The following is a 22,197-nucleotide window of genomic DNA, read 5'->3' on the forward strand; positions in this document are numbered from 1 at the left end:
TTTGCGAGGGCCTCCGAGGGCTTGCGAGGGTTTGCGAGGGCTTCGAGACCCGTCAGGTCAGGTGACGGGAGGGGCCACGCCCGGTCCTCCTGCGTGGACGCGAACCCGCCTCCGGCCCGGACGGTGCCCGGGGCTTACGGCCACCTGACGCGCCGCCAGGGCTTCGAGTTGACGAAGTTGACGACGGCCGAGCCCGTGTTGATGACGGCCTGCCCTCCCTTCTGCACCAGGATCGGCGCCTCGGCGGTGAGCTTCTTGACCGCTGCGCCCTGGCCGGCGAGGGCGAGGTTGAACGCGAACATGCCGAGGTCGGCCTGGAACTGCCTGCTGGTCCACCCGTTCCCCAGCCCGGACAGCAGGACGCTCACCCCGCCGGTGGCCAGCGAAGCCCCGCCGAGGAACCCCGAGACGAACAGGCCGGCGGGCCCCGGGATGAGCAGCGCGGCCGCGGCCCCGCCCCCCAACCAGGTGCTCACGTCGCCGCTCAACTGGGAGTACTTGCGGGCCAACTCCTTGAGGTCGGTGCCCGATCCGGGGTCGCCGGGGTTGGAGATGCCGCCGGGGAGCGGCTTGACGGTGTCGTTGCCCGGGTTGTCGGCCGGGTTGACGCTGTTCGCGGCGTTCTGCCGGGCCTGCTCCGCCGCTGCGGCCGCGGCCGCAGCCACCTCCTCGTTGCGCTTCTGGACCGAGATCCGCTGAGCGTCGGTCGCGGCGGCCGCGGCCTCTCCCGCACTCTTTCCGGCCGCCAGCGCCGCGTCCCGGGCGCTGGTCGCCGACGCGTGCGCGCCGGCGGCCGAGGCGACCGCGCTGTGCGCCGACGCCGCGGCCTGGTTCGCCGAGTAGTTGGCCTGGCGGGACGCCAGCTTCGCGGTGGCCGAGGCGTTCTTGGCCTGCTGGGCGGAGGACGCCGCCGCGGCGGCGGAGGCGTCGGCCTCCCTGGACCTGTTCCGCGCCTCGTCGGAATAGCCCTTGGCCTCCGCGGCCGACGCACGCGCCTGGTCGGCCCACTGGCCGGCCTCCGCGGCGGCCGAGCGCGCCCGGGCCGCGACCACGGACGCCTCGGCCGCGTTCTGGTTGGCCAGCGCCGCGACCTGGGCGGCACCCGCGATCAGCGCGCGGACGGCCGCCACGTGGGTGGCGGTGTCCTGGTCGCGCTGCGCCGCCCGGTACTGGGCCTGGGCGACGAAGTCGTTCTGCATCCACGTCGTCCCGGACATCACGACCTGGGCGACGGCCGCCACGGTGGGGCCGCCCTGGCCCATGATGGTGAGCGTCGACACCTGGTTGTCCTCGGCCAGGGCCTGCCAGTAGCCGACGGCCAGGAAGTCCGTCAGGGCCTTGGGCGACCTGTCGTTGAGCGCCGCGTTCCCGGCGTCCCTGACGGCCCTGCCCCCGTTGTTCATCAGTTTGAGGATCTGGACCCGGCTCTCCTCGGTCTGGACGGTGTGGACGTCCTGGGTGAGGAAGGCCTGGACCTTCGCCGGGTCCCCGGCGGCCAGCGTCTGCTGCGCGGCCTGCGCCAGGGCCGGACCGCTGATGGTGGCGAGGAGGAGGACCTTCTCCCGGTCGTCCTGCCGCAGGGCCTCCGGGTAGGCCGACGTGGCCCAGTCGACCACGTCCCCGTCGGTGCCGGCGAGTGCGGTCTGGGCGGCACGGCTGGTCCACGCACCGCTGCTGGAGAGCAGGTTGACGGCGGCCTTCCGGCCGGCGTCGGCCGCGGCCCCGGTGGCGGTGGCGGGATCGGCGGCCTTGGTGATCAGCTGCCTGGTGGCCTCGTCGGTGGCCGCCGCCTGGGTCGTCGCGGTCTGCTGTCGCGCCGCCTCCTGCTGTTCCGCCTTCCGTAGCTCGGACGCCTCCGCGACCCCGACCTTGGTGTCGGCCGCGAGCTGCGCGGCCTCGCTCTCGCGGGCGAGCCGCTCGACGTTCTGTGCCAGCGTCACCGCGTCGGTGGCCGTCTTGGCGGCCGCGAGCGCGGCGTTGGCGTGCTCGGTCGCCTTGTTCGCCCAGTCCTGGGCGTTGCCCGCCTGGTTCGCGGCCTCGTCCGCCGCGTTCGCGGCGTTCTCGGCGTGGGTGGCGGCGCTGTTGGCGGCCCGGTTCGCGTCACGGGCGGCCGAAGCAGCCTGGGAGGCCAGCGAATCGGCCCGGCCGGCCGCCTCGGAGGCCGACGCGGACGCACTGCGCGCGGTCGCGGCGGCGGCCGCCGCCCGGCGGGACTGCTCGGTGGCCTGACCGGCCGAGCCGCTGGCCGAAGCCGCCGCGTCGGCCGCGTCCGCCGCGTTCTTGCCGGCCCGGGCGGCAGCGGACGCGGAACGCCCGGCCTCCGCGCTCGACTCGGCCGCGCTCGACGCCGCCGCCGCCGCGGTGCGGGCACCGGCCGCCGCGTCACGGGCGGCCTGCGCCGCGTTCCTCGCGGCCTGTGCTTCGCCGGCGTTCTGCCGGGCCGCCGATGCGGCCTGGTAGGCCCGTGCGGCGGCCTGCCCGGCCGCGGCTGCGGCACTGGCGGCGGCGCGGGCCGCGTTCGCGGCCGTACGGGCCGCGGAGACCGCCGTGTTGGCGGCCTGGATCGCGGTCCGCGCGGCGTTGGCCGCGCCCTCCGCCGCCTGGGCCGCACGGTTCGCGGCCTGTCCCGCGCGCAGGAGGTCGTCCTTGGCGGCGGCGGTCTCAGCCGCCGCCCGCTGCGCGGCCTCCTTCGCCAGCCGCGAGGCGTCCTCGGCCCGCGCGGACGCCTCCTTCGCGGCCTCGGTCTCCGCCTTGGCCCGTTTTCCGGCCTGCGAAGCCACATCGACGAGCTGACCGATCGTCAACGTCTCCTGGTCCCGCGCGCGGGCCAGGTCGAGCCCGGTCTCCAGGAAGTCCGTGATGTCCTCGGCCGTGCCGTTCAGCGCCCGCTGCGCGAGCTTCCGGACCTCCGGACCACCGGTCGCCAGGGTCTTCACGACCTGGACCCGGTCGTCCTCCTCCTGGGCCTGCGCCAAGCCCGCGCCGAGGAAGTCCGTCAGTGCCTTGGCCGACCCGTCCCTGAGCGCGGCCTGTGCCGCGTCCTGGACGGCGAGCCCGCCGGTGCTGACGGCGGTGAGGGCCGCTACACGCCGGTCCTCCTGCAGCGGGGCCTGGAAGCCGGACAGCACGAACCGGTGCAGGTCCGCGTCCGATCCGTTCAGCGCCTCCTGGGCCGCGGCCCGCACACCGGCACCGGAGAAGCCGAGCATCTTCAGGACCGCGAAGCGCTCGTCCTCGACCGTCGCGCGCTGAAGCCCGGTGGCGAGGAAGTCGCTGATCTCGGCGTCGCTGCCGACCAGTGCCCTGGCCGCGGCGTCCCTGGTCGCCGACCCGCCGGCCGTCCAGGCCTCGACCACCTGGGCGCGGGCGCCCGCGGGCAGCGGGGGCGGTCCCGGATCGGCCGGCACCGCCCCCGCCACCGTCGAGCCGAAGACCGCCATGGCCAGCGACAGCGCCGCGAGCGCGGTGGGTCGCGTGCGCGGCATGCGCGCACGCGAAGTTGTTTTCCCTGGTATCTCCCTGGTCATATCCCCTCGAATTTTCGGCGAGGTCCGGCGACGGCCCCCGTCCCGTGCGGATTCGTCCGAATCAGCATTTCGCACGGTCGCACAGATCGTGGGCCGACGGAACGGAGCCCGCATTCGGAATCCTGGCGCGACGCCTATTCGGCCAGGTTCGGTGAGCCCGATGGATCACCGAACAGCCTGCCATCGAGCGCAGGTGACTGTTAGTCAGCACCTCCGGGGGAGCACGGGCAGGCCGGGCCCTTCGCCGTGACGGCTCGAATCCATCCCTTTCGGGAACCTCCTTCCCGTGATACCAATGGGCGCTGATCCGATTGCCGTAGAGATCGATCCGCCGGCCGTTCGGCCGAGCCGGCCGGGCCTTCACGCCCGCCGAATTCCGCCACTCCAGGGCATTCTCGTACAGGGGGCTGAAATCGCCATGAGGTATTTCTTCCGATTCCTGACCGCCGGCGCCGTCGCGAGCGCCGCCGCACTGGCCGCGCTGACGGCGGCCGGCGCCGAGGCGGCTCCGGTACCCCCGGGGGCCGGAGCGGCCGTGGTGGCGGACGAAACCCCGCCGCCGGCCGTCGAGGACTTCGCCTACCCGCAGGCCGACGCGATCTTCAGGGAGCGCGGCATCAGGCTGAAGAGCGGCGACGGCCACATCGTTCTCGCCACCTGCGACAGTCAGCCCGGTCTGCTCGAAGTCCTCGCGCGGGGCATGAGGACGACGGACCCGGTGGGCGGGGGCCGGTTCTGTTTCAAACTCAACGGTGCGTCCGGCTACCTGAGCCTCGAACTGGCCTCGGTCTACGCCGTGGTGGGCAACGACTACGCGGTGCGCGTCAACATGCAGACGGGCACCGAGGCGAAGTCCTTCGACGTGACCAAGAACCAGTGGACGCCGGTCGGTGAGACCGCCGACCCGCAGGCGCGCCAGTTCAAGCTGCTGGAGATCGTGGCCAAGGCCTGACGCCCCCGATGACGGCGCGCCCAGGACCCAAGCGGGCCCCGCGTCCCCAGCCGGCCCCGGCACCGCCAGCCGGCCCCGCACCCCCAGCCGAGCCCGCGTCCCCAGCCGGCCCCGGCACCGCCACCCCCTCACGGCCTCGCGGCCTGACGACCCAGCCTCCGGGAGAGCACCACGTGTTTGGTCATCGTCCACGCCCGGCGTGGAAATCAGGACTACTGGCCTTCGCCGTCGCGGCGGGCATGTCGGCCGCGTCCTCCGGCACACCGGCCGGTGCCGTCAGCGGTGACGCCGTGCCGAACGGCTCCTACGCGTTCACCGCCAAACTGGACATCGGCGACGGCAAGCGCGCCTGCAGCGGTGTCCTCGTCGACCCCTACTGGGTCGTCACCGCCGCCGGTTGCTTCGCCGCCGACCCCGCGCTGCCGACGACCGTACCCGCCGGCGCACCGGCCCTCAGGACCACCGCCACCGTGGGCCGCACCGACCTGACCACCACGGCGGGCCAGGTCCGGGAGGTCGTCGAACTGGTGCCCCGCACCGACCGCGACCTGGTCATGGCGCGCCTGGCCGACCCGGTCGTCGGCGTCACCCCGGCGGCCGTGGCCACGGCCGCCCCCGTCGTCGGCGAGGAGCTGCGGGTGGCGGGCTTCGGCCGGACCAGGACCGAATGGGTGCCCGACAGGCTCCACAGCGCCGTCTTCACCGTCGGCGCCGTCGCACCGACCGGCATCGACATCGCCGCCAAGGCCCCCGCGGACGCCGCCGTCTGCAAGGGCGACACCGGCGGCCCCGCTCTGCGGCAGGTCGGCGACCGCTACGAACTCGTCGCCGTCAACAGCCGCTCCTGGCAGAACGGTTGCTTCGGCTCCACCGAGACCGCCCGCACCGGCGCCTTCGATACCAGGGTCGACGACGTCGGGAGCTGGATCCAGCAGACCGCCGCCGCGTGGGCCGCCCAGACGGCCGGCCGGGTCGGGGGCCGGAACACCGTCTACAACCCGGACACCAGGACGGCGGAGATCTTCACCCTCGGTGCCGACGGGGCGATGATCCACGCCTACAACACCGACGGCGAGGGGTGGTCGGGCTGGCACACGATCGGCGCCGGGGCCCGGTTTACCGGTACCCCCGCCGTCGTCCACAACCCCGTCACCAAGGCGCTCGAACTCTTCGCGACGGGTACGGACGGGTCGATGTACCGGACGTCGTGGACGCACGCGGGGGGTTGGGGTGCGTGGGCGTCGACGGGTGCGTGGAAGTTCGGTGGTAGTCCGACGGCTGTGTACAACCCGGACACCAGGACGGCGGAGGTCTTCGCCCTGGGGACGGACGGCACGATGGCGCACCTGTACAACACCAACGGCGAGGGGTGGTCGGGCTGGTACACGCTCGGTCTCGGGGCGCAGTTCACGGGCACTCCTGCGGTCCTCCACAACCCGGTGACCAAGGCGCTGGAAGTCTTCGCGACGGGTACGGACGGGTCGATGTACCGGACGTCGTGGACGCACGCGGCCGGTTGGGGCGTGTGGACGTCGACGGGTGCGTGGAAGTTCGGTGGTAGTCCGACGGCCGTGTACAACCCGGACACCAGGACGGCGGAGGTCTTCGCCCTGGGGACGGACGGCACGATGGCGCACCTGTACAACACCAACGGCGAGGGGTGGTCGGGCTGGTACACGCTCGGTCTCGGGGCGCAGTTCACGGGCATCCCTGCGGTCCTCCACAACCCGGTGACCAACGCGCTGGAAGTCTTCGCGACGGGTACGGACGGGTCGATGTACCGGGCGACGTGGACGCACGCGGCCGGCTGGAGTGCCTGGACGTCGACCGGTGCCTGGAAGTTCGGTGGCAGCCCGTCGACGGTCTACAACCCGGACACCAGGACGGCGGAGGTCTTCGGCCGGAGCACCATCTGGCTGATCGGACACGCCTCCGACACCAACGGCGCCGGCTGGTCGGGCTGGTCCACGGTCGTCAAGGTGCGCGCGGTCGACTGACCGCACCGCACCGCACCGCGCCGCACCGCGCCGGAACGCATCGAACCGTACGGACCCGCACCGGAACGCATCGAACCGTACGGACCCGCACCGGAACGTCCGCCGGTGCGGGTCCGCCCGTACCGCCGCGCGCGCCGTCGGCAGGGCCGAAAGAACTCTCCCCGGGCTGTCACACTCTCCGGCCGGGTTCCGTCAGTGAAGTGACCGAAGAGGTCACCGGAGAAGTGACCGGACAGGAACCCGAACGGAAGTGGGCACCCCATGAGCACCGAAGCACGTATGGCCAACCCGGCGGTCGTCATCCCCGAGGCGATGCCGGCGATCCTCGGCGTCGTCAAGGCGGCGCAGAAGGGCGGACTCCCGGGCAGCGTCATGGAGCTGGTGCACCTGCGCGCCAGCCAGATCAACGGCTGCAGCTACTGCGTGGTCGGTGGTGTCGCGAGCGCGAAGAAGAACGGCGAGACCGACGAGCGGCTGCACGCGGTGGCGGCGTGGCGCGAGGCGCCGTACTTCACGGAGGCCGAGCGGGCCGCGCTGGAACTGTCCGAGCACGTCACCCGGCTCGCCGACCGGGGCGTGGTGCCGGACGACGTGTGGAACGCGGCGGCGGCGCACTTCGACGAGAAGCAGCTGGCCGCGCTGGTCCTGTGGATCGGCACGACCAACCTCTTCAACCGCCTCAACGCCACGGTCCGCCAGCCCGCCGGGGGCACCTGGTAGGCGGCGCGCCGAAGGGCGGTCCCCTCCCACCGGCCCGGTGCCGGGCGGCCTTCGCGCCGTCCGGCCCCGGGCCGGCCGGTGTTCCGGGGGCGCTGCGGGGCGGCGGCCCGGAACACCGTCAGGCGGTTCCCGCGTGCCGCTCGTCGTCCCTGGCCCCGGTGAGGACGGCGTCCAGCAGCCCCGGGTAGCGGGAGTCGAGGTCCTCGCGGCGCAGGCGCAGCAGGTTCTCCCGGCCGGACGGTTCCTGGTGGATGACGCCGCTGTCCCGCAGGACCCGCCAGTGGTGGGTCATCGTCGACTTGGCGGTGACCCCGATGGCGGTGAGCACGCTGCCGCAGTTGTGCTCCCCGCCGGCGTCCAGCACCCGGACGGCGGAGAGGCGGACGGGGTTGCCGAGGGCGGTGAGGACGTGGTCGATCCGGATCTGGTCGCGCTCGGGGTGGCGGTAGCTCATCGTCCCACCGTAGCGCGACTGTCGAACAGTGGTGTCGTCGATCCCAAGTCACTTGGTCGACAGCGGGATTGACGGTGCATCTGCGGACCTTGCGAGAGGGCCGCGGGCTTGCCTAACCGTTCGATCGTACGTAAATATACGTACCGTCAGTCGGGACTCTCCGAGGAGCGCATCCGCATGTCCGTGACACCCGCCGACCATGCCCACCCGCCGACGGCCGCGGCCGCCCGGCACCTGGGATGGACCCTGGCCCTCCTGGCCCTGGGACAGACCGTCTTCGCCCTGGACCTCAACATCGTCTTCGTCGCCCTGCCCGAGATCGGCTCCGACCTCGGCTTCCCCGGCCAGACCCAGCAACTCGTGGTCAGCGCCTACGTGGTGTTCGCCGGCGGCTTCCTCTTGCTCGGCGGCCGCGCCTGCGACCTGCTCGGCCGCCGCCGCGTCCTCGTCGGCGCCCTCGTCCTCTACGCGCTGTCCTCACTGGCCGGCGGCCTGGCCCGGTCGCCGGAGGTGATCGTCGGCGCCCGGATCGTGCAGGGCATCGGCGGAGCGCTGCTGCTCCCGTCGATCCTCTCGCTGATCAACACGCTGTTCGAGGAGGGCCCGCGGCGCAACCGGGCGCTCGCCGTCTGGGGCGGGGCCGGCGCGACCGGGCTGACCCTGGGTGCCCTCCTCGGCGGCGTGCTGACCGAGGGCTTCGGCTGGCCCGCCGTCTTCTTCGTCAACGTGCCGCTCGCCGGAGCCCTCGCCGTCGCCGCCCTGGTCGTCATCCCGCGCGACCCGGCCCGCACCGTCCGCCGCCGCTTCGACCTGCCCGGAGCACTGACCGTGACGGCCGGAGCCACCCTGCTGGTCTTCGCCCTCGTCGAGGGCCCCGAACTGGGCTGGGCCGACCCCTGGATCATCGGCGCCCTCGCCGCCTCCCTCGTACTGCTGGCCGCCTTCGCCCTCATCGAGACCCGCAGCGCCGATCCGCTGATGCCGTTCCGGCTCTTCCGCAACCGCAGCCTGAGCGCCGGCGCCGCCATCACCTTCCTCTACATGGCCACCTTCGGCGTCCTGCCCTACTTCCTGACCGTCCTGCTGCAGAGCGTCCACGGCTACAGCGCCCTGGAGACCGGGCTCGCCTTCCTCGTCCCCTCCCTGGCGATCGCCGCCGGCACCCAGCTGGGGGAGCGGCTCACCACCCGGACCGGGCTGCGCCCCACCCTGCTCGGCGGCTTCGCCGTCGGCGCCGTCGGCACCGCCGCGCTGGCCCTCGGGTTCGACGCGGACGCGGGCTACCTCGCGCTGCTGCCCGGCCTGGCCGTCTCGGGGGTTGGGCAGGGGGCGGTCTGGACGGCGATGTGGATCGCCGCGGCGACCGGCACCGCCGCCCACGAGCAGGGCATCGCCAACGGCGCGGCCTCCACCACGCTCAACCTCGGCAACGCGATCGGCCTCGCGCTGTTCACCGTCGTCGCCGACGCGGGTGCCGACGGGCTGAGCGGTGCGCGGCTGGCCCGGGCCACGGCGGACGGCGGGTTCCTGGTCGTGCTGCTCACGGCGGCGGGCATGCTCCTCGGACCGCTGCTCGCCCTCACCCTGCGCCCCGCGCGGGCCGCCGGCTCCGCTCCGGCGGGTCCGGCCGACCGCGCTGACCGTGCCGACCCGGCCGACCGCGCTGACCGTGCCGACCCGGCCGACCGCGCTGACCGTGCCGACCCGGCCGACGTCGCCGACCCGGCGCCGGTGGTCCGTTGACCGTGGCTGCCGGGGACCGCCACCGCCCCGGCCGGGCGGTGGCGACCTCGGATACCATGTAATCTATGAACCCCGACAGTGACCATTACGAGGTGCGCCCGGGCGTGCCGGACGTCGCGACCTTCCGGCACCTGCGCACCGCCTCCGGCATGAGCGACCGACCCGCCGAGGCGGTGGCCGCCGGCCTGCCGAACTCCTGGTTCGGCGTGACCGTCCACCTCGACGGCGAGCCCGTCGGCATGGGCCGGATCATCGGCGACGGCGGCGTGGTGTTCCAGATCGCCGACGTCTGCGTGCTCCCCGCCCACCGGGGCCGGGGCCTGGGCGCGCGGATCACGGCCCGGCTCACCGCCGAGCTGGAGGGCCGCGCGCCCAAGGGCGCCTACGTCTCGCTCATCGCCGACGGCGACGCCCACCGCCTCTACGCCAAGTACGGCTTCGTGGAGACGGCCCCGAAATCGGTGGGCATGCACCGCCTGGTGTGATCACGGCGTCCCCGGCCCGTTCCCGGCCCGTCCCGGCCCGCCGCAGAGCGGGGCGGGCCGGAAGCGGGGTGCGCGGCTCGTCAGATGTGGATCCCCTGGCCCGGGGTGAGGATGCCCGCCGGGTCGAAGCGGCGCTTGGCGGCCACCGCGCGCCCCCAGCGGGTGCCGTAGTGGCGCCGCCAGTCGGACCGGGTCATGTCCGGGATCGCGCCGATCAGGTAGCGCGTGCCGCCCAGCTGCACCGCCCGGTCGTACAGGCGGCGGTTGCGCCGCAGGGCGGCGGCGTGGTCGGCGCCCGGGGCCGGGAAGGAGAGCAGGTCGAAATGGAAGCCGACCGGCTCCTCCGGCATCACGGCCATCGGGCGGGTGAGCACGTCCGTCCGGTACGGGTAGAAGAGCAGCAGGCCGGCGCCCAGGTCCTCCGGGGTGAGCAGCGCGGCGGCCTCGCGCATGAAGGTCCCGGTGGTCGAGGCGGGCAGGAAGAGGCTCAGCCAGGGCTTGGGCTGAGCCCAGAGGCCGGAGGCCTTCAGGTACCCGGCGAAGCCGTCCACCCGGAACGCGTACTCGCGCGCCGTCTGGTCGACCACCGTCGTCTCGGCCGCGACGCAGCGCAGGCCGCGCAGCAGCGCCGCCCGGTCCGGCACGGCCGCGCCGTCGTAGTGGGCGACCAGCTCCGCCTTGTAGCGCCAGCCCGTCCCGGCCGCGTTCCGCACCACCTCGCCGACCTGGAGGTCGAAGCGCCGCTCGGCCATCAGCCGCTCCTGGTCCGCGAGGTAGGCGTCCAGGTCGTCGTAGAAGAGGTTGAAGACGAGGGCCCGCTCGCGTGCCCGCACCAGGCGAAGGGTGGCGCGGACGATGATCCCCGCCTGGCCGCCGCCGGCCAGGACCGCCTCGAACAGCTCGCGCTCGGAGGTGCGGGAGGCGGTGACCAGCCGGCCGGTGCCGGTGACCACGTCGACCGACTCGACCGTGTCCACCTGGAGCCCGAAGCGCTGCACGCCGCCGCCGATCCCGCCGACGCTCAGCGTGCCGCCCACGGAGAGGTGCAGGTAGTCCGTCAGGCAGGGCGGCGTCCAGCCCAGCGCGAGGGCCGCCTCGGTCAGCTGGGCCCAGGTGACGCCGGCCTCCACCACGGCCCGGCCGGGCGTGATCCGGATGATCCGGTCCAGGCCCCGGGCGTCGATCGCGACGCCGCCGCGGGCGGAGGCCTGCCCGTAGCTGGAGTGCGACTCCAGCTCCGCCGCTCCGCCGGTGCCGCTCTGCCCGTTCATCGCCACCGGGATCCGGTGCCGGTCGGCGAAGGCGACCACCTCGGCGACGTCGCGCACCGATCCCGGGCGCAGGACGGCGCGCGGTGCGGCGGTCACCAGGTGCCCGAAGTCCCCGCCGAACCGGGCCAGCGTGCCGGCGTCGGCCACCATCGTCCCGTCCAGGCGCGGCAGTGCGGCCAGGGCGGCGTCGGGGGCCCCGCCGGTCGCACCGCTCGCACCGGCGCCGGCGGCGGTACCGGCTGCGTCGCCGGCGCCGGCGGCCGCGCCGACCGGGGCGGAGTCCCCGGTGGTGACGGCCCAGGAGCGGCCGACGGTGTTCCAGCCGATCACCGTGGCCGCCGCGCCGACGAGCAGACCGCGGCGGGGCAGGGCTGACTTGCTCATTTCAGATTTCTCCGATCAATCGTCATATTGTCAGTGTTGTATCGCAGTCGGCACGTACACACGCAATCCCCCCGTCGTGAACGGATGGCGGCACTCCGGCCCCGGTCGCCCACCCCGGCGCCGCCGCCCTGGCCCCGACTTCGGAGTGGTCTACACCACATTCGGCGCCAACCGCGGTGATCCGGACACGCACGTTCCCCGGCCGCCGTGCCGCTGACCGGCCGGAACGCCCGCTGACACGGCGTCGGAGGCGGAACGGCGGTGGCCGGAAAACCGGTTGTCGAGCCCTGCGGGGCTGGGGGAAGGTAGAGACATCGCAAACGACGCGAGCGAAGAGAGCAGACGCGAGCGACGAGCGCGACGGAAGGAACCGAGGGCGAGCTGGGCCTGGGAGAGCCCAAGGGCCTGTAAAGCCCCCGCTTCGGCTGTGATGGTTCGAATCCATCCTCGCCCACCCTCGGGATGCCCCGGGTCACCAGACCCGGGGCATCCCGCCCGGCACATCCGGCCTGGCGCATCGGCCGTCCCGCCGCGGCTTGACCGCTGCCGGAGGCCGTGCACGACCACCCGGCTAGCCTTGGGCGCATGTTCGTTCTGGAGCTCACCTACACCGCGCCCCTCGACCGCATCGACGCCGCGCTCCCCGCCCACGTGGAATGGCTGGGCCGGCACTACGCCGACGGCACCTTCCTGGCCTCCGGCCGCAAGGTCCCCCGTGACGGCGGCATCATCATCGCCACCGGTGACGACCGGGCCGCGATCGAGGCGGTCACCCGGACCGACCCCTTCGTGGTGGAGAGCCTCGTCGAGTACACGGTGACGGAGTTCCTTGCGACCACCGTCGCCCCCGCCCTCGACGCGCACCGTCAGCAGCTCCCCGCCTGACACACCCCTGCGGAGCTGCAGTTCCCCGCAGGCCCGGGACACGGCCCGGTCCCCGGCTCCGGGCCGTGTCCCGGGCCGCGTCCGGGCCGCCCGCCGCCGCCCGTCCCCTCGCCGCCACCCGTCCCGCCCCGCCGGGGCGGCCCCGCCCGGGTACGGCCGGCGGTCGTCCACTGGCTACGATCGGTGAGCACGGGGCAAGGAAGCGCCGGGCCGCAGGGCCGGCGCACGGCGAGAAATCTGGTGGGAGAAGACGATGGCACACGTACGGGCCGGGCAGCCGGCGCAGCCGGGCGACCTGGTGGACGTGGCGCGACTGGTGACGGCGTACTACACGCTGCACCCGGACCCGGAGGACCCGGGCCAGCGGGTGGCGTTCGGCACCTCGGGACACCGCGGCTCCTCGCTGGACGCCGCCTTCAACGAGGACCACATCGCCGCCACCACCCAGGCGATCTGCGAGTACCGGGCCGCCCAGGGCATCACCGGCCCGCTGTTCCTCGGCGCCGACACCCACGCCCTGTCCGAGCCGGCCAAGGCCACCGCCGTCGAGGTGCTGGCCGCCAACGGCGTGACCGTCCTGCTGGACAGCGCCGACGGCTACACCCCGACCCCCGCGGTCTCGCACGCGATCCTGACCCACAACCGGCGGTCCCCGCAGGCGCTGGCCGACGGCATCGTGGTCACCCCCTCGCACAACCCGCCGCGCGACGGCGGCTTCAAGTACAACCCGCCGAGCGGCGGCCCGGCCGGGTCCGAGACGACCGGGTGGATCCAGGACCGCGCCAACGCCCTGATCCGCGAGGGCCTGCGGGGCGTCAAGCGCGTCCCGTACGCGCGCGCCCTCGCCGCGCCGACCACCGGCCGGCACGACTACGTCACCGCCTACACCGAGGACCTGGTCTCCGTCCTGGACCTGGACGCCGTCCGCGCGGCCGGCCTGCGGATCGGCGCCGACCCGCTCGGCGGCGCGTCCGTCGCCTACTGGGCGCGGATCGCCGAGACGCACCGCCTCGACCTGACCGTGGTCAACCCGGTCACCGACCCGACCTGGCGCTTCATGACGCTGGACTGGGACGGCAAGATCCGGATGGACTGCTCCTCGCCCGCCGCGATGGCCTCGCTGATCGCCCGCCGCGACGAGTACGCCATCGCCACCGGCAACGACGCGGACGCCGACCGGCACGGCATCGTCACCCCCGACGGCGGCCTGATGAACCCCAACCACTACCTCGCGGTCGCCGTCGACTACCTCTACCGGCACCGCGCCGACTGGCCGGTCGACGCGGCGGTCGGCAAGACGCTGGTCTCCTCGTCGATGCTCGACCGGGTCGCTGCCGACCTCAAGCGGGAGCTGGTCGAGGTGCCGGTCGGCTTCAAGTGGTTCGTCGACGGCCTGCTGGAGGGCTCGATCGCCTTCGGTGGCGAGGAGTCGGCCGGCGCGTCGTTCCTGCGCCGCGACGGCGGGGTCTGGACCACGGACAAGGACGGCATCCTGCTCGCCCTGCTGGCCGCCGAGATCACCGCGGTGACCGGCCGCACGCCCAGCGAGTACTACCGCGACCTGACCGACCGGTTCGGCGCCCCCGCCTACGCCCGCGTCGACGCCCCGGCGGACCGCGAGCAGAAGGCGCTGCTCTCCCGCCTGTCGGCCGAGCAGGTCCGGGCCGGCGACCTGGCCGGCGAGCCGGTCACCGCCGTGCTCACCGAGGCCCCGGGCAACGGCGCGGCCATCGGCGGCATCAAGGTGTGCACCGAGAACGCCTGGTTCGCCGCCCGGCCGTCCGGGACCGAGGACGTCTACAAGATCTACGCCGAGTCCTTCCACGGACCCGACCACCTGGCCCGGGTCCAGGAGGAGGCGCGCACCCTGGTCAACGAGGTGCTCGCCGGCCCGACGGCCTGACGGCCCGACGGTCTGACGGCCTGATCCCTCCCGCCGTGCGTGCCCGGCCGCCCGCTCGGGCCGACCGTTCGGGCAGTCCGGGTCGGCAACGGTCCGGGATGAGTGATCCGGTACGCACGGCCCGGTCGGAGGGGGCGAACCCCCTCCGACCGGGCCCGCGGTGTCTGCGGGACGGTCGTCACCCCGGGTCACCGGCCCGGTGGAGGAGCGCGCCGCCCCCTGCCTGCGGCACGGTCGCCCGGATCCCGGCGACCCGCCCGCCGTCGAGCTCCAGCTGCGTGCCGGAGAAGCGGCTGCGCAGCCGGCGGTCGTGGCCGGCCGGGCCGATCGGAACGGGCGGGCGGACGCATCCGTGCACGCGAGGGCGTCCCGTGGCCCCGCCGGGCGGGCGGCGGTACGGGAGGAGCGGAAGCACGGACGGGAAGGCGCGTCGGCGGAGCGGAGCTCAACGCCCTTGCGCGGGGACTGTCACAGGGAACCCGTGCGAAGAACCGTAGGCCGGGGATCGGTGCGTCCACAATCCGTTTTCTCCCCGGGGACGGTCGGGGTGCCATCGGTCGTGCTCGGCGGCGGCCCCGGCAGTCGGGTCGTGGACTGCCGGGGCCGGGCACCTCGCCGTGGTGGGCGTCGTGCGGCGGTCAGCGGGGCGGGCGCGGCTTGACGGCGAACCAGAGGGTGACGGGGGAGTCGAGGGCGACGACCGTGTCCTTCGGCGGATCGGTGCGGAGCGCCTGCCCTTCGGGAACGGTCCGGGACTCCTCGCTGTAGACGGTCACCTTGGAGAAGTGGGCGTCCCGGAGGGCCTGTTCGGCGGCGGCCCGGGTCCTGCCGGCGACGTCGGGGATGCGTGCCCTGCCGTCGGAGACGCGGAGGGTGACCGTCGCACCCGGTGCGACTTCGGTGCCGGCGTCGGGCTCGCTGCCGATGACCTCCAGGGCGGGGGCGCCGCCGGGAGTGACGGTCCGGGCGGCGGAGCGCAGGCCGAGGGCCTTGAGCTCGGCCTCGGCCGCGGACTGGGTCAGCCCGGCCAGCGGGGGTACGACCGGACGCGGCGTGACCGTCGGCGAGGGGGACGGGGAGCGGGACGGGGAGGGTGACGGTGAGGGCTTGCCCTTGCCGCCGCCGTTGCCCCCGTTGCCTCCGTTGCCCCCGTTGCTTCCGTTGGTGCCGCCACCCGTCGAGCCGCCTCGGGATGGCTTGCCGGTCGGGGAGGCGATCGGCGTCGGACTCGGTTCGGGGGAGGACGGACCGGCGCCCGGGCCGGTGCTCGGGGCTGGGTTCGGGCCGGCGCCCGGGCCGGACGGACCGTTCGCACCGCTGCCCCGGCCGAGGCCGAGGACCACCATCGCCACGAGCACCGCGATCACGGCCAGCAGCACGGCGATCGCCGACGGCCCGCAGCCGCCGGTCCGCCGGCCCGGTGGCCGCTCCCCGGGCGGCTGCGGTCGGCCGCCGGGGTGCCGACCGCTCCCGGGTGCCGACCGCCCGCCGGTGCCGCGCCCTCCTCCGCTGCGGCCGCCGCCGTTCCGACCCGGGCCACCGCCGGACCCGCCGCCGCTCCCGCCGCCGGGCCCCGACCCCGAGCTGCCCCCCGAGCCCGACCGCGAGCCCGACCCCGACCCCGAGCCGTCGTCGTCCCAGTCGACGTCGATCCGCCCCGGCACGTCCACCGCGAACGCCGCACAGGCGGCTCCCTGGTGCGCGGAGGTCGCGGCCACCCGCAGCGCGACCCCGAACCGGGAGCTGTGCATCCCGTGCACCTGGCCGGCCAGGCCGGCCCCGGGCACACCGAACCGGGAGGCGACGTCGAGACCGACGCCGAGACCGACGCCGAGCGGGTCGTGCGGCACGGTGTACCGCAGCTCGATCCGCCGCGTGCCGCCCGACGGCAGCGGAGCCTCGGCGGCCTGCCGGTCGAAGTCGAGCCGCCCCTCGACGGGCTCCACCGGTTCGATGCGGTAGCCGGTGGCGTGTGCGCCGGCGTTGAGGATGAGCAGGTCCGTCGTGGCGGTGCCGCCCGCCGTCCCGTACCGGCGGGGCGGTTCGCACCAGGCACGGACTCCGGCGTCCCGGCCCGCCCGCAGATCGGTGCCGCAGTACTCGCCCGGGCAGTAGACGCCGAGCCGTTCGGCGCCGTCCGTTCGGGTGCCGCACAGGTGGCAGTGGAGCGCCATGGTCCCCCCTCGGTCCGGCCCGCTCCCGGGGTTACCCGGCCGTCGCGCGGGGGAACCGGCGCCGCCCGGACCGCGACCGGGCTGTGACCGGTCGAGCGCGCACCCGTCACCTTCCAGGCCGCGAGGGCCGCCTCCGCCCCACCCGTCTCGGACGGAGCGTCAAGAACTGTTCACCAAAGCGGGTTTGGCGGTCGGTGGTCATCGCGCGGGTGCGGGCGGCGCCGGCTGCTCTGCGTCCCCGAACCGGGCCAGCGTCAGCGCACCGGCCACGGCCGCCAGGAACCCCGCGACGGCGAGCGGCGCCGCGTCGTGGCGGGTGTGGTCACCGAGCAGCAGCACGCCGATGACGGCTGGGCCGAGGGTCTCGCCGAGCACCATGGCGGCCGTCGCCGACGTCACCGAACCGCTCTGCATGGCCCAGGTCAGCGCGGTGAAGCCGCCCAGCCCGGCGAGGGCGATGGCGTAGGCGGAGGGCTCGGTGAGGAGGTCCGGGAGCCGGGGGTCCGGCAGCACCCGCACCGCGACACCGATGACGCCGAACTGGAGCCCGGCGACCAGCCCCAGCAGCGGGGCGCTACGGCTCCCGGAGAGCCGGACCACCGCCCAGCCCACGCCGATCAGCAGGACCGAGACGAGCAGGACGCCCAGCCGCAGTGCCGGATTGCCCCGGCCGGGCCCGTCGCGCCCGGCGGTGAGGGCGAGGACGCAGAGCCCGACGCAGACCGCCGCCACCCCGGCCCACTCGCTCCGCCGCAACCGCACCCGCAGGACGCGGGCCGCGCCGACGGCGGTGACGGCGAGTGCGGAGGCGAGGACGGCCTCGACCTCGTAGAGCGGGAGCCTTTCGAGGGCGATGAGTTCGGCGCCGAAGCCGAGCATGTCCATCCCGACCCCGATCAGGAACGGCCACTCGCGGAACGCGCCGGCCAGCGCGGCGGCCCCGCCGGGCCGGTGGCCGGACGCGGCGCGGCGTGCGCCGACCGCTTGGAGGACGGTGGCCGAACCGGTGAGCAGGGCGGCGAGCAGCGCCGACAGCAGACCGAAGGACATGCGCAGACCGTACGGGTCGACGCCGTGGCGGACGGGCCCGCCGCGCCGCCGGGCCGTCTCCCGTCGGGCCGTCTCCCGTCGGGCCGCCGCGCCGTCGGGTCGTCGGAGCTGACGCGGCGTCGGCCGGGTCGGGAGTGTCCGAGGGCCGTGCGGGGGATTGCGGCGCCCCCGCAGGGGTCCCGGGCTGCGGGGGCGAGCCGGGAAGGCCGGATTCCCGGGAGCCGCTTCCGTGTTGGTATGCGGGGTTCTGATGTGCTCGGTGACGAGATGAGAAGGATCACCGAATGGCCTATAGTGTGGCGTTATGTCCGGTTCACCCGACTGGCGCAACCGGTCCGTCCGATGTCCCCAGGTCTCGGCGTCCAGTCGTTCGGGCGGGGCGCGTTCCCCTGTTCGGCTGCGGAGGGGTGGGCCGGGCGCGGGCGGTGCGGTGCCGTTCGGAGTGATGCGGTCGGGAGGCCAGATGGACAGGCGTGCGGTGGTCGGCGAGTTTCTCGGAACTCTGCTGTTGGTGCTGTTGGCGGTGGGTGCCGCGGTGGTGGCCGGGGAAGCGATCGGATCGGTCGGGATCGCGCTGGCGTTCGGCTTCGTGCTGCTCGCCCTGGCCTACACGTTCGGCCCGATCTCCGGGTGCCACGTCAACCCGGCGGTGACCCTCGGGTTCCTGCTGGCCCGCCGGATCGACGGTCGCACCGCGGCGTCGTACTGGGTCGCGCAGTTCCTCGGCGGGATCGCCGGCGCCGCCCTGGTGCTGCTGCTCGCCAAGCAGATACCCGGCCTGCAGACCCACGAGAAGCTCGGCACCAACGGCTGGGGCGACCGCTCCGCCGTGCACATCAACCTCGGCGGCGCGTTCCTGACCGAGGTGCTGCTGACCTTCCTCCTGGTGTTCGTCGTCCTGGCGGTCACGCACCGCCTCGCCGCCACCGGATTCGACGGCCTGCCGATCGGCATGGCGCTCGTCGTGGTGCACCTGGTCGGCATCCCGCTCACCGGGACGTCCGTCAACCCGGCGCGCAGCCTCGGCCCGGCGCTGTTCGCGGGTGGTGAGGCGCTGTCGCAGCTGTGGCTGTTCATCCTCGCGCCGCTGGTCGGCGGCGCCCTGGCCGCCGGGGTGCACCTGCTCACCCACCCGCAGCCGAACGTGGCCGCCGCCGAGGCGCTCGCGACGGACCTGCGGGCGGCGGCCGCCGAACGCTGACCCGCCGGGCAATGCCCCGGCGGGCACTGCCCCGGCCTTCCCGGAAGGGCCCCGGTCCGACGCTCGATCGAGCGTCGGACCGGGGCCCTTCCGGGTGTCACCCCCCGTCGCAACGGGCCGCGCCGTTCCCGCACTGCCTGCACCGGTTCTGATCCCGCGCACCCGGACCGAGCGCGTGCGCCGCCCCCGCCGGCGGCGGAACGACGGAGGCGGCGAATGACGGGCGCCGAACGGCGGGGGCCGTGCGGCGGGGGTCGGACGGCGGGTGTGAAACAGGCCGAGTGGCTCATTGGCATGCACAGATTGGACAGAATGTTACTTCTCGGTAATCTCAGGTCGTCCCACGGGTGAACCACGAATCATCCGCCACGCTCTGAAGGAACGTCACGTGTCCCGACCCTCCTCCCGTCGCCCCGGCCGCGTCCTGCGCGCCGCCCTCGCCGCCGCCGCGGCCACCAGCCTGCTCGCCGTCGTCCCGTCCGCGCCCGCCCACGCGGCCGCTGCCGCCCCCACCGCCCAGGCCGGCGGCGACGCGGGCACCGGGCACCTCGACGCCGTCGAGCGCGTCCTGCGCGAGGTGTCGCCCGGGCTGGAGGGCACCGTCTGGCAGCGCACCGAGGGCAACAGCCTCGCGGGCACCGGGACCGACCCGGCCGGCTGGCTGCTGCAGACGCCCGGCTGCTGGGGCGACGCCACCTGCGCCGACCGGCCCGGCACCCGCGCGCTGCTGGCGAAGACGACCGCCGACGTCGCCGCCGCCACCCGCACCGTCGACGTCTCCACCCTCGCGCCGTTCCCCGACGGCGGCTTCGAGGACGCCCTGGTCGCCGGACTCAAGGCCTCGGTAGCCGCCGGCCACCGCCCCGTCGTGCGGATCATGGTCGGCGCCGCGCCGATCTACAACGCCAACGTCCTGCCCTCCCGCTACCGCGACGAGCTGGTCGCCAAGCTCGGCCCGGCGGCCGGCTCGGTCAGCCTCAACATCGCGTCGATGACCACCTCGCGCACCGCGTTCTCCTGGAACCACTCCAAGCTCCTGGTGGTCGACGGACGGACCGTCATCGCCGGCGGCATCAACGGCTGGAAGAACGACTACCTCGACACCGCCCACCCGGTCTCGGACGTGGACCTGGCGCTGAGCGGCCCCGCCGCCACCTCGGCCGCCCGCTACCTCGACACCCTGTGGGAGTGGACCTGCGGCCGGACCGGCCTCTTCGACAACGCCTGGTTCGCCTCCTCGGACGGCGGCGCCTGCCGGCCGTCGCTCGAACGCGACCTCAACCCGGCCGCCCCCGCCACCGGGACCGTCCCGGTGATCGCCGTCGGCGGCCTCGGCGTCGGCATCAAGGCCTCCGACCCGGCGTCCGGCTACCGGCCCGGCCCGGTCGCCGGCGCGTCGGACGCCAAGTGCAGCCCGCTCACCCTGCACGACAACACCAACGCCGACCGCGACTACGAGACGGTCAACCCCGAGGAGAACGCCCTGCGCGCCCTCGTCGGCAGCGCCCAGCGGCACATCGAGATCTCCCAGCAGGACATGAACGGCACCTGCCCGCCGCTGCCCCGCTACGACGCCCGCCTCTACGACGCGCTGGCCGCGAAGCTCGCCGCCGGCGTCAAGGTGCGGATCGTCGTCAGCGACCCGGCCAACCGCGGCGCCGTCGGCAGCGGCGGCTACTCGCAGATCAAGTCCCTGACCGAGATCAGCGACGTCCTCCGGGCCCGCCTCGCCACCCTCACCGGTGACCAGGGCAAGGCCACCGCCGCGCTCTGCGGCAACCTCCAGCTCGCCACCTTCCGCGCCGCCCCCACCGCCACCTGGGCCGACGGGCACCCGTACGCGCTGCACCACAAGCTGGTCGCGGTCGACGACTCGGCCTTCTACATCGGTTCGAAGAACCTCTACCCGGCCTGGCTCCAGGACTTCGGCTACATCGTCGAGGACCGCACCGCGGCCGCGCGGCTCGACCGTGACCTGCTCGCCCCCGAGTGGCGCTACTCCCAGGCCACCGCGACCGTCGACTGGGCCACCGGCCTCTGCCGCGCCTGACCCGCACCCGGCGGGGGCCGCGCCGAGGTGACCTCCGCGCCCCCGCCGGATCCACCCGGCCCCCGCCGGATCCACCCGGCCCCCGTCGACCCGAGTCGGCGGGGGCCTTCCGTCCTTGGGTCACCTCTCGCTCGTGACGGGCCCGCCCTGGTCCGGGCTCGGCTCCCGTTCGTGCTCCCGCTTCCGGTTCCCGCTCCCGGCGGCCGCCGTGCCGTCCGCCGTACCGTCCGCCGTGGAGCCCGCTGTGGAGCCCGCGGCGGAGTCCGTCCTGGCGCCCGCCGGCCCGCCGGGGAACCCGTCCGCGGGCTCGCTCCGGGCGACGGTGACCCGCGGCAGGGCGTACGGGTGCCGGTCGCGGAGGAAGGCGACCAGGTGTTCGCGGACCGCGCAGCGCAGGTCGAAGGCGCGGTCGGCGTCGGGAGCGGTCATCAGGGCCCGGACCACGATGGTGCTGGGGGTGGTGTCGACCACCTGGAGCGCCCGGCCGGCGCCGTCCCACCGGTCGTCGCCCGCCAGCAGCTTCTCGAACTCGGCCCGCAACTCCTCGACGGGAGTGCGGTGGTCGAGGTGCAGCAGCACGGTGCCGGTGATCCCCGGATCCCGCCGGGACCAGTTCTCGAACGGCTTGCCGGCGAAGTACGAGACCGGCATCACGATCCGCCGCTGGTCCCAGGTGGCGATCACCACGGCGGTGAGGGTGATCTCCTCCACCGTGCCCCACTCGCCGGCCACCACCACGACGTCGCCGATCCGCACCATGTCGCCGAAGGCCAGCTGGATGCCGGCGAACAGGTTGGCCAGCGAGGACTGCGCCGCGACGCCCGCCACCAGGCCGAGCAGGCCCGCCGAGGCGAGCAGACTGGCGCCGACCGCGCGGACCGCCGGGAACGTCATCAGCGCGGCGGCCAGGGTGAGCACCGCGATCGCCACGTCCGAGATCCGCCCGACCAACTGGGCCTGGGTCCTGGCCCGGCGCACCCGCCCCGGATCCCGCCGTCCGGCGGCGTACGTGGTCAGCGCGGACTCGATGGACAGCGAGACCGTCCGGGCGGTCAGCCGGCCCGCGGTGACCAGCACCGCCAGCAGCAGCACGTGCCGCACCGGCGGCCGGACGTCCGGGCTCAGCCCCGCGGCCGGCTCGCAGCCGAGCAGCAGCGCCGCCACGGCCGTCGCCAGCGCGGGTATCCGGCAGCGGTGCAGCAGTCGCCACCGGCGGGCGTCGGGGCGGGCGGCCGAAAGCCGGCCGACGGCCAGCAGCAGCACCCGGTCCACGGCGAGGACGGCGGCCGGCACGGCGGCCGCCACCAGCAGCGGGCGAAGGACGGTCCAGGGCGTCATGCGGGTTCTCCTCCGGTCGCGGTCGGGATCCGGGTACGCGTCGAGGCCCCGGGGGGAGAGCCG

Annotated in this window: 16 protein-coding genes and 1 tRNA gene; 10 read left to right on the forward strand and 7 right to left on the reverse strand. The window is 74.6% G+C overall.

Annotated elements, in window-relative coordinates:
* Nucleotides 1-134 precede the first annotated feature (134 nt).
* Nucleotides 135-3,485, reverse strand: a complete 3,351-nt coding sequence (locus tag AC067J_RS23205; RefSeq protein ID WP_478302063.1) for an ALF repeat-containing protein — start codon at nt 3,483-3,485, stop codon at nt 135-137.
* Between the two features lie 460 nt (nt 3,486-3,945).
* Here AC067J_RS23205 and AC067J_RS23210 point away from each other — a divergent pair, with 460 nt between their 5' ends.
* The 3 genes from AC067J_RS23210 to AC067J_RS23220 all read left to right on the forward strand — a co-directional run bounded on the left by AC067J_RS23210 (nt 3,946) and on the right by AC067J_RS23220 (nt 7,196).
* Complete coding sequence (locus AC067J_RS23210) at nt 3,946-4,479, forward strand: hypothetical protein (RefSeq protein WP_478302065.1); 534 nt, start codon at nt 3,946-3,948, stop codon at nt 4,477-4,479.
* 239 nt (nt 4,480-4,718) lie between these two features.
* Nucleotides 4,719-6,476, forward strand: coding sequence for a DUF8189 domain-containing protein (locus AC067J_RS23215; RefSeq protein WP_478302067.1), 1,758 nt, complete (start codon nt 4,719-4,721; stop codon nt 6,474-6,476).
* Between the two features lie 261 nt (nt 6,477-6,737).
* A complete protein-coding gene (locus AC067J_RS23220; RefSeq protein ID WP_478302069.1) occupies nt 6,738-7,196 on the forward strand; it encodes a carboxymuconolactone decarboxylase family protein in 459 nt (152 codons plus the stop codon).
* Nucleotides 7,197-7,314: 118 nt separating this feature from the next.
* Here the strand turns inward: AC067J_RS23220 and AC067J_RS23225 are convergent, their stop codons facing one another.
* The gene (locus AC067J_RS23225) at nt 7,315-7,650 is read right to left on the reverse strand and encodes an ArsR/SmtB family transcription factor (protein WP_478302071.1); all 336 of its coding nucleotides are present in this window, start codon (nt 7,648-7,650) and stop codon (nt 7,315-7,317) included.
* A gap of 177 nt (nt 7,651-7,827) precedes the next feature.
* Here AC067J_RS23225 and AC067J_RS23230 point away from each other — a divergent pair, with 177 nt between their 5' ends.
* Nucleotides 7,828-9,393 carry an MFS transporter gene (locus tag AC067J_RS23230; RefSeq protein WP_478302073.1) on the forward strand — a complete coding sequence of 522 codons (1,566 nt, stop codon included), beginning with the start codon at nt 7,828-7,830 and terminating at the stop codon, nt 9,391-9,393.
* A 65-nt stretch (nt 9,394-9,458) separates the two neighbouring features.
* Complete coding sequence (locus AC067J_RS23235) at nt 9,459-9,878, forward strand: GNAT family N-acetyltransferase (protein WP_478302074.1); 420 nt, start codon at nt 9,459-9,461, stop codon at nt 9,876-9,878.
* 80 nt (nt 9,879-9,958) lie between these two features.
* On the opposite strand, the gene AC067J_RS23240 is transcribed toward AC067J_RS23235, so the two are convergent.
* Nucleotides 9,959-11,533 (reverse strand): FAD-binding protein, encoded by a 1,575-nt coding sequence (locus tag AC067J_RS23240; protein WP_478302076.1) that lies wholly within the window; start codon nt 11,531-11,533, stop codon nt 9,959-9,961.
* Nucleotides 11,534-11,907: 374 nt separating this feature from the next.
* Between AC067J_RS23240 and AC067J_RS23245 the strand changes: the two genes are divergently transcribed.
* From AC067J_RS23245 to pgm, 3 genes are all read left to right on the forward strand, one after another.
* A tRNA-Tyr gene (locus AC067J_RS23245) sits at nt 11,908-11,987 on the forward strand.
* A gap of 131 nt (nt 11,988-12,118) precedes the next feature.
* Nucleotides 12,119-12,418: a YciI family protein gene (locus AC067J_RS23250; protein WP_478302078.1), complete on the forward strand. Its 300-nt coding sequence runs from the start codon at nt 12,119-12,121 to the stop codon at nt 12,416-12,418.
* Nucleotides 12,419-12,671: 253 nt separating this feature from the next.
* On the forward strand, nt 12,672-14,321 hold the full coding sequence (gene pgm, locus AC067J_RS23255) for a phosphoglucomutase (alpha-D-glucose-1,6-bisphosphate-dependent) (RefSeq protein WP_478302080.1): 1,650 nt from the start codon (nt 12,672-12,674) through the stop codon (nt 14,319-14,321).
* A gap of 178 nt (nt 14,322-14,499) precedes the next feature.
* On the opposite strand, the gene AC067J_RS23260 is transcribed toward pgm, so the two are convergent.
* The 3 genes from AC067J_RS23260 to AC067J_RS23270 form a co-directional block, all read right to left on the reverse strand.
* Nucleotides 14,500-14,679: a hypothetical protein gene (locus AC067J_RS23260; protein WP_478302082.1), complete on the reverse strand. Its 180-nt coding sequence runs from the start codon at nt 14,677-14,679 to the stop codon at nt 14,500-14,502.
* Between the two features lie 280 nt (nt 14,680-14,959).
* Complete coding sequence (locus tag AC067J_RS23265; RefSeq protein WP_478302084.1) at nt 14,960-16,495, reverse strand: PASTA domain-containing protein; 1,536 nt, start codon at nt 16,493-16,495, stop codon at nt 14,960-14,962.
* Between the two features lie 198 nt (nt 16,496-16,693).
* On the reverse strand, nt 16,694-17,545 hold the full coding sequence (locus AC067J_RS23270) for a hypothetical protein (protein WP_478302086.1): 852 nt from the start codon (nt 17,543-17,545) through the stop codon (nt 16,694-16,696).
* 463 nt (nt 17,546-18,008) lie between these two features.
* Between AC067J_RS23270 and AC067J_RS23275 the strand changes: the two genes are divergently transcribed.
* Both AC067J_RS23275 and AC067J_RS23280 read left to right on the forward strand, forming a co-directional pair.
* Complete coding sequence (locus AC067J_RS23275; protein WP_478302088.1) at nt 18,009-18,746, forward strand: MIP family channel protein; 738 nt, start codon at nt 18,009-18,011, stop codon at nt 18,744-18,746.
* Between the two features lie 388 nt (nt 18,747-19,134).
* Nucleotides 19,135-20,796 (forward strand): phospholipase D-like domain-containing protein, encoded by a 1,662-nt coding sequence (locus AC067J_RS23280; RefSeq protein ID WP_478302090.1) that lies wholly within the window; start codon nt 19,135-19,137, stop codon nt 20,794-20,796.
* Nucleotides 20,797-20,916: 120 nt separating this feature from the next.
* Here the strand turns inward: AC067J_RS23280 and AC067J_RS23285 are convergent, their stop codons facing one another.
* Nucleotides 20,917-22,134: a mechanosensitive ion channel family protein gene (locus tag AC067J_RS23285; protein ID WP_478302092.1), complete on the reverse strand. Its 1,218-nt coding sequence runs from the start codon at nt 22,132-22,134 to the stop codon at nt 20,917-20,919.
* Nucleotides 22,135-22,197 lie beyond the last annotated feature (63 nt).

The organism is Kitasatospora sp. NPDC042419, assembly GCF_056437345.1.

Excerpts from the sequence above, each read along its gene's own strand:
- AC067J_RS23205 (WP_478302063.1), bottom strand. The coding sequence starts at position 3,485 with ATGCCGCGCACGCGACCCACCGCGCTCGCGGCGCTGTCGCTGGCCATG.
- AC067J_RS23210 (WP_478302065.1), top strand. The coding sequence starts at position 3,946 with ATGAGGTATTTCTTCCGATTCCTGACCGCCGGCGCCGTCGCGAGCGCC.
- AC067J_RS23215 (WP_478302067.1), top strand. The coding sequence starts at position 4,719 with ATGTCGGCCGCGTCCTCCGGCACACCGGCCGGTGCCGTCAGCGGTGAC.
- AC067J_RS23220 (WP_478302069.1), top strand. The coding sequence starts at position 6,738 with ATGAGCACCGAAGCACGTATGGCCAACCCGGCGGTCGTCATCCCCGAG.
- AC067J_RS23225 (WP_478302071.1), bottom strand. The coding sequence starts at position 7,650 with ATGAGCTACCGCCACCCCGAGCGCGACCAGATCCGGATCGACCACGTC.
- AC067J_RS23230 (WP_478302073.1), top strand. The coding sequence starts at position 7,828 with ATGTCCGTGACACCCGCCGACCATGCCCACCCGCCGACGGCCGCGGCC.
- AC067J_RS23235 (WP_478302074.1), top strand. The coding sequence starts at position 9,459 with ATGAACCCCGACAGTGACCATTACGAGGTGCGCCCGGGCGTGCCGGAC.
- AC067J_RS23240 (WP_478302076.1), bottom strand. The coding sequence starts at position 11,533 with ATGAGCAAGTCAGCCCTGCCCCGCCGCGGTCTGCTCGTCGGCGCGGCG.
- AC067J_RS23250 (WP_478302078.1), top strand. The coding sequence starts at position 12,119 with ATGTTCGTTCTGGAGCTCACCTACACCGCGCCCCTCGACCGCATCGAC.
- pgm (WP_478302080.1), top strand. The coding sequence starts at position 12,672 with ATGGCACACGTACGGGCCGGGCAGCCGGCGCAGCCGGGCGACCTGGTG.
- AC067J_RS23265 (WP_478302084.1), bottom strand. The coding sequence starts at position 16,495 with ATGGCGCTCCACTGCCACCTGTGCGGCACCCGAACGGACGGCGCCGAA.
- AC067J_RS23270 (WP_478302086.1), bottom strand. The coding sequence starts at position 17,545 with ATGTCCTTCGGTCTGCTGTCGGCGCTGCTCGCCGCCCTGCTCACCGGT.
- AC067J_RS23275 (WP_478302088.1), top strand. The coding sequence starts at position 18,009 with ATGGACAGGCGTGCGGTGGTCGGCGAGTTTCTCGGAACTCTGCTGTTG.
- AC067J_RS23285 (WP_478302092.1), bottom strand. The coding sequence starts at position 22,134 with ATGACGCCCTGGACCGTCCTTCGCCCGCTGCTGGTGGCGGCCGCCGTG.